The sequence below is a fragment of the Streptomyces sp. NPDC055103 genome (assembly GCF_053607625.1).
Genome location: NZ_JBSGTX010000058.1, coordinates 52,212 through 59,032 on the forward strand (window position 1 = coordinate 52,212; position 6,821 = coordinate 59,032).

At 71.1% G+C, this 6,821-nt stretch carries 6 protein-coding genes; 2 read left to right on the forward strand and 4 right to left on the reverse strand.

The window, feature by feature from the left end:
• Positions 1–74: 74 nt before the first annotated feature.
• From ACWFR1_RS29930 to ACWFR1_RS29940, 3 genes are read right to left on the reverse strand one after another with little or no spacing between them, the layout of a single operon-like run.
• Entirely contained in the window at positions 75–1,076 is a 1,002-nt protein-coding gene (locus ACWFR1_RS29930) for an ABC transporter substrate-binding protein (RefSeq protein ID WP_453556668.1), read from the reverse strand.
• 30 nt (positions 1,077–1,106) lie between these two features.
• Positions 1,107–1,781 carry an ABC transporter permease gene (locus ACWFR1_RS29935; RefSeq protein WP_453556670.1) on the reverse strand — a complete coding sequence of 225 codons (675 nt, stop codon included), beginning with the start codon at positions 1,779–1,781 and terminating at the stop codon, positions 1,107–1,109.
• A 15-nt stretch (positions 1,782–1,796) separates the two neighbouring features.
• Positions 1,797–2,483: an ABC transporter permease gene (locus tag ACWFR1_RS29940; RefSeq protein WP_453556672.1), complete on the reverse strand. Its 687-nt coding sequence runs from the start codon at positions 2,481–2,483 to the stop codon at positions 1,797–1,799.
• A 145-nt stretch (positions 2,484–2,628) separates the two neighbouring features.
• Between ACWFR1_RS29940 and ACWFR1_RS29945 the strand changes: the two genes are divergently transcribed.
• A complete protein-coding gene (locus tag ACWFR1_RS29945; protein WP_453556674.1) occupies positions 2,629–3,600 on the forward strand; it encodes an ABC transporter ATP-binding protein in 972 nt (323 codons plus the stop codon).
• A gap of 3 nt (positions 3,601–3,603) precedes the next feature.
• On the opposite strand, the gene ACWFR1_RS29950 is transcribed toward ACWFR1_RS29945, so the two are convergent.
• Positions 3,604–4,716 (reverse strand): alpha/beta hydrolase, encoded by a 1,113-nt coding sequence (locus tag ACWFR1_RS29950; RefSeq protein ID WP_453556675.1) that lies wholly within the window; start codon positions 4,714–4,716, stop codon positions 3,604–3,606.
• Between the two features lie 165 nt (positions 4,717–4,881).
• Between ACWFR1_RS29950 and ACWFR1_RS29955 the strand changes: the two genes are divergently transcribed.
• The gene (locus tag ACWFR1_RS29955; RefSeq protein ID WP_453556677.1) at positions 4,882–6,747 is read left to right on the forward strand and encodes a phosphatidylglycerol lysyltransferase domain-containing protein; all 1,866 of its coding nucleotides are present in this window, start codon (positions 4,882–4,884) and stop codon (positions 6,745–6,747) included.
• Positions 6,748–6,821: the final 74 nt, after the last annotated feature.

Sequence of the window (6,821 nt, forward strand, 5' to 3'; positions counted from 1 at the left end):
GGCCACTTCTCGCCACAAGAAGTGGATATGAACCCTTCCGGTTCCGTTTCGGGCCGACTCCCCTCACCCGGCACCTACTTGTTGAGCAGCCCCTTCGCCGTCAGATACTCCTTCGCGACGTCCTCCGGCTTGGCCCGCTCGGCGTCCACCTTGCGGTTGAGTTCGGCGAGATCCGCTGTGGTCAGCACCTTGGTGATGCCGTCGAGGGCGGTGGCTATCTCGGGGGCGCCTGCATCCTTGGCGTTGACCACCGGCAGTACGTTGTCGGCGTTCTGCAGCTTCTTGTCGTCCTCCAGGAAGACGAGTCCGAAGCTGTCGATCGTGGCGTCCGTGGTGGTCGTCAGGACCAGCTGGTCCACCCCGTCCTTGACGGCCTGCTTGGCCTGCGGGGTCCCGACCCCCTTGGGGTCGATGCCGGCCACGTCGATCCCGTACGTCTTCTTCAGACCGGGCGCGCAGAAGGGCCGTACGGCGCATTCGTCACCGGCCGCGATCTTCACCTTGATCTTCGCGCGGCCGAGATCGGAAAGCGTCGTCAGCTTGTTCTTCTCGGCGAATTCCTTGGTCACCGCGAAGGCGTTCTGATCGACCGCCTCACCGACCGCGAGAACCTTGAGGCCGCGCGGTTCGGCGAGCTTCCGCAGCCCCTCGACCGTGGCGGCCGCGTCACCGGAGGCGACCGGCTTGTCCTCGGGCGCCTTCGGGCCGTTCACCTTCGCGTTGAGGAATTCCGCGATCGTCGCCGCGTATTCCGGAACGACGTCGATCTCGCCGTTCTCCAGCGACGGCTCGTACAGCTCGCGATTCTTCACGGTGGTGACGGATACGGAGTATCCGGCGGCCCGCAGCGACTGGGCGTACAGCTCGGCCAGCACCTTCGACTCGGTGAAGGCCGCGGCGCCCACGACCAGCGAGCCCTTCTCCCCGCCCGCGGACGCGCCGCCCGAGCTGCCGGATTCCTTCTTCTTGCCGCCCTCCAGGCTGTCACCGCCACACGCGGCGAGCGCGACGGCCAGCGCCGTCGTCCCCAGCACCGCACCCGCGATACGCGAGACCCTGTTCACAAGACCACCCATCTCATTCATCGGCTTCCGTAGGTCGTTCCGTCATTCGGCGCGCGCCCGCGACGGCCCCGCCAGGAGCCGGTCCGCTCCCGCGAGCACCGCCTCCACCAGGAGGGCGAGCAGCGCCACGAGCACGGCGCCCGCGACGACTTGCGCGGTGTCGTAGAGGGCGAAGCCGGCCGTGATGATCCGGCCCAGGCCGCCCTGGCCGACCATCGCCGCGACCGTCGCCGTGGCGATCACCTGCACCGCCGCCGAGCGCACCCCGGTCATCACCACCGGTCGCGCGAGCGGGAGTTCGACGCGCCGGAAGAGCTGGCCGCCGGTCATACCCATGCCCCGCGCGGCCCGCACCGCGGCCCGGTCCACCTCCCGCATCCCCACGTACGCGTTGGTGAGGAGCGGCGGTATCGCGAACAGCACCAGGGCGACGACGGTCGGCACATAGCCGGCGTTCCGCAGGGGCGAGACCATGAACAGGGCCAGCACCGCGAAGACCGGGACCGCCCGCCCCACGTTGGACACGTTCACCGCGAGCGCCCCGCCCCGGCCGAGATGGCCGAGCCACAGCCCGAGCGGCAGTGCGATCGCCGAGGCGATCAGCAGGGCCGCCCCGCTCACGTACACGTGCTCCGCGAGGCGCTGTCCTATGCCCTCCTCGCCGGTCCAGTGCGCGCCGGTGCTGAGCCAGGCCCAGGCGTCCGTCACGATCCCCATCTCAGGCACCCCCTCTCACGCACTTCCCCGCACGGTCCGTATGCGGGCCCAGGGCGTGAGGAGCCGCTGGAGGCCCAGGAGCAGCAGGTCAGCGGTGACGGCGAGCAGCACGCACAGCACGGAGGCCGCGAGCACCTGCGCCTTGAAGAAGGTCGGCAGCGCGTCCTCGATGAGATTGCCGAGCCCGCCGCGGCCCACGACCGAGCCGACCGTGGTCAGCGCGATCGTGGAGACCGTCGCCATCCGTATGCCGGCCATCAGCACCGGGAGCGCCAGGGGGAGTTCGACCTGCCACAGCAGTCGCCACGAGCCGTACCCCATGCCCCGGGCGGCCTCGCGCGCCTCGGCCGGGACGGCGTCGAGCCCCGCCAGGGTGTTCCGCACGAGGATCGTCAGCGCGTACAGCACGAGGCCGGTCACGACGAGCGCCGCCGAGAGCCCGAAGACGGGCAGGAGCAGCGAGAACATGGCGAGCGACGGCACCGTGTAGAGCAGGGTCGTCAGCCCGAGGACCGGTCCCGCGAACCGCGGCCTGGCCCGCACGAGCAGCGCCAGCGGCACCGCGACGAGGAGCGCGAGGAGCACGGACACGACCGTGATTCCCACATGCTGGAGGGTCGCCTCCGTCAGTTCCTCGCCGCGCGTGCGCAGATACTCCCCGCAGATCCAGTCGTTGGTGACCAGACAGTTCGGCGTGCTCATCCGTCCCTCCCCCCGGGTCGTCCGCTCGCTCCGAACGTATGTCTGACGACCCTAACCCCCGCCACTGACAATCACCGGGATCCGCCACAATGCGGCAACACGCCCTTCACACACCCCCGGTGCCGACGGGTAAGAATGGGGAACCATGATCCGGTTCGAGAACGTCACCAAGCGGTACGAGGACGGCACCACCGCCGTCGACGACCTCTCCTTCGAGGTCGCCGAGGGCGAACTCGTCACCCTGGTGGGGCCGTCCGGCTGCGGCAAGACGACCACGATGATGATGGTCAACCGGCTCGTCGAACCGACCTCGGGACGCGTCCTCGTCGACGGCCGGGACATCGCCGGCGTCGACCCCGTCGCCCTGCGCCGCAAGATCGGTTACGTCATCCAGCAGGTCGGGCTCTTCCCCCACCGCACGGTCCTCGACAACACCGCGACCGTCCCCGCCCTCCTCGGCTGGAAGAAGGCCGCCGCACGCGCGCGTGCCGCCGAACTCCTCGACCTCGTCGGCCTCGACCCGGCCGTCTACGGCTCCCGCTACCCCGCCCAGCTCTCCGGCGGACAGCGCCAGCGCGTCGGCGTCGCCCGCGCGCTCGCCGCCGACCCGCCCGTCCTCCTCATGGACGAGCCCTTCGGCGCCGTCGACCCCGTCGTCCGCGAGCGCCTCCAGAACGAGTTCCTCGCGCTCCAGGCCACCGTCCGCAAGACCGTCCTCCTCGTCACCCACGACATCGAGGAAGCCGTCCGCATGGGCGACCGCATGGCCGTCTACGGGCAGGGCCGCATCGAGCAGTTCGACACCCCCGCCACCGTGCTCGGCGCCCCCGCCACCCCGTACGTCGCGGACTTCGTCGGCAGCGACCGCGGGCTCAAGCGGCTCGCCGTCACACCCGTCACCGAGGCCGACCTCGACCCGCTCTCCAAGGACATCGGAGCGAACAGCGCCGGCGCCCCCGCCCCCGTACCCCTCGGGACCTCCCTCAAGGACGCGCTCGCCGTACTCCTCCAGCACGACACCGGCCGGCTCACCGTGACCGGCGCCGACGACCGCCCGGTCGGCGTCCTCACCCCGGAGGGAGTCCACCGCGCGCTCCGCAGGGCCACCGTCGCCTGAGCGTCAGGAAGCGCTGAGCCGCGCGCCCATCCAGACCATCCCCGGCGGGATCTCCCGGTTCCACGTGTTGAAGTTGTGGCCGCCGCTCTCCAGCGTGATCGACGAGACCCGCGCCGGGCTCCTCACCTTCCTGACGAAGTCGAGCGTCCCCTTCAGGTTGCCCTCGCCCTGCTTCGACGTCGTCACCAGGAACGACGTCTTCCCCTGCGGCAGATGGTCCAGGCTCCACAGCAGGTCGGCCCGCTTGCGCAGCCGGTCGTCGCCGTGGAAGAGGTCCCCCGTCGTCACGTCCTCCGCCGCCTTGTAGTACGCCGAGAAACCCGCCCCCGCCGCGTACCGGTCCGGGTGGTGCAACGCGATCTTCAGCGCGCAGTACGCACCCGTCGAGTGCCCCATGAAGCCCCAGTTCCGGGGCTTCGTCCCCACCCGGTACGTCTCCGACACCGCCTTCGGCAGGTCCTCCGCGAAGAAGGTCTCCGTCTGCGGACCCCCGGGGATGTCCACGCACTCGGTGTCACGCGGCGGCGCCACCGTCGGACGCAGCATCACCAGGATCATCGGCCGCATCCGCCCGGCCTTCGCCTCCGCGTACGCCGTCCTCGGGTACTTCAGCCCCTTGAGCAGGTTCTCCGCCGTCCCCGGGTACCCCGTGAGCACCACCGAGGCCGGGAACGTCTCCTTCGCGTGCCGCTCCTGGAAGTACTCCGGCGGCAGATAGACGTAGGCCGGCGAGGTGATCCCCGACCGGTCCCCCCGTATGAGCACCTTCTGTATCTGGCCGCCGGCCTCCGGACGGCCGCCGCCCGGCACGTCGAGCGCCTGCTTCCCCACCACCCGCACGTCCTTCGAACCGGCCGCGTGGTCGACGACCACCCCCATGTCCCGCTCCTGCCCGAACAGGTCCGCCCACGAGCCGTAGAAGAGGAAGGAACGATTCGCCGCCAGCCCCACCGCCGCGAACACCACCACCTGGGTCACCAGCAGCAGACCCACCCGCCCCACGACCGCACGCCACCCGCGCCGCGCCAGCCGCGGCCACAGCCAGACCGTGGCGAGAAACAGGACCACGGCCAGCACGACGGCCAGCACGAGGACTTTGTCGCTGGTGAGCCCCATGAGACGACCGAGCCTTCTTTCCAAGATTTTCCTGTGCACCGATGAACCCGGCTCCACACGACTCCGTCATAGAGAGCGCACCAGCCGGTACGGCCCGCCGAACGCGCCGCAGGGCCTGGCCGGAGTCAGAGACCCCTCGCAGGACCACGGGAAGTACGGGAAGCCATGTCTGTCACGGTAGATGGGGACAAATCGCGATTGGTTCCGGTTCGGGTACGCCGGATTCTCCACGGCCCCCGCCCCGAGAAGGTCCCCGCCCTCGTCGGCACCGCCTGCACCCTCGGCGGCCTCATCGACATCGCCGCAGGAGTCTTCCCCCGCTTCCGCGCCAGCCGCATGCACGCCCTCGCCGAGGTCCTCCCCGGCACCCTCGGCCACCTCTCCGCCGCCCTCTCCCTCAGCGCCGGCGTCCTCCTCCTGCTCCTCGCCCACGGCCTCAAACGACACAAACGCCGCGCCTGGCGCGCCGCCGTCGTCCTCCTCCCCGTCGGCGCCGCCGCCCAGTTCGTCTGGCGCCACTCCGTCATCGGCGCCCTCTTCTCCCTCGTCCTCCTCACCCTCCTGCTGCGCCACCGCAACGAGTTCGCCGCCCTCCCCGACCCCCGCAGCCGCTGGCGCGCACTCGCCAACTTCGTCGTCATGGGCGCCGGATCCATCGCCCTCGGCCTCGTCATCGTCAGCGCCCACCCCCGCCGCGTCATCGGCGACCCCAGCCTCACCGACCGCCTCGAACACGTCCTGTACGGACTCCTCGGCGTCGAAGGCCCCGTCGCCTACAGCCGCGGCGTCGACTGGACCGTCGGCTACTCCCTCGGCGCCCTCGGCATGCTCACCGCCCTCACCACCATCTACCTCGCCTTCCGCCCCGAGCACCCCGCCGCCCGCCTCACCACCGACGACGAGACCCGGCTGCGCGCCCTCCTCGACCAGCACGGCGGCCGCGACTCCCTCGGCCACTTCGCCCTCCGCCACGACAAGGGCGTCGTCTTCTCCCCCAGCGGCAAGGCCGCCGTCTGCTACCGCGTCGTCTCCGGCGTGATGCTCGCCAGCGGCGACCCCATCGGCGACGTCGAAGCCTGGCCCGGCGCCATCGAACGCTTCATGGACGAGGCCAAGGCCCACTCCTGGACCCCCGCCGTCATGGGCTGCTCCGAGACCGGCGGCCAGGTCTGGACCCGCGAGACCGGCCTCGACGCCCTCGAACTCGGCGACGAGGCCGTCGTCGACGTCGCCGGCTTCTCCCTCTCCGGCCGCGCCATGCGCAACGTCCGCCAGATGGTCAAGCGCATCGAACGCAACGGCTACACCACCCGCGTCCGCCGCGTCCGCGACCTCGACGACGAGGAACTCGAACGGGTCCGCCGCGCCGCCGCCGACTGGCGCGGCACCGACACCGAACGCGGCTTCTCCATGGCCCTCGGCCGCATCGGCGCCCCCGGCGACGGAGACGCCGTCATAGCGACCGCCCACAAGGACGATCCCGACGACCCGGCCCACCCCGGCTCCACCGGATCCCCCTACGGAGACCTCAAGGCGATCATCCACTTCGTGCCCTGGGGCCCCGACGGCATGTCCCTCGAACTCATGCGCCGCGACCGCTCCGCCGACCCCGGCATGAACGAACTCCTCATCGTCGCCGCCCTCCAGGCCTCCCCCGCCCTCGGCATCGACCGCGTCTCCCTCAACTTCGCCATGTTCCGCTCCGCCCTCGCACGCGGCGAGAAGATCGGCGCAGGCCCCGTCCTCCGCGTCTGGCGCGGACTCCTCGTCTTCCTCTCCCGCTGGTTCCAGATCGAGTCGCTCTACAAGTTCAACGCCAAGTTCCGCCCCCGCTGGGAACCCCGCTTCGTCGTCTACCGCAACAGCCGCGACCTGCCCCGCATCAGCCTCGCCGCCCTGCGCGCCGAAGGCTTCGTCAGCCTCTCCCTCCCCCGCCGCCGCCCCGCCCCGGCCCCGCGGCCCTGCCCGCACATCGTCACCGCCCCCGCCCCGGCCCCCGTCCGGACCGACCGCGAGGCCCACGCCGCCTGACCCCACCCCCGCGAGCCCTGGGCCTCAGGGGGTGTCGTGTGGATCAGGCCGGGCTCGCGGGGTCCGGCCTGATC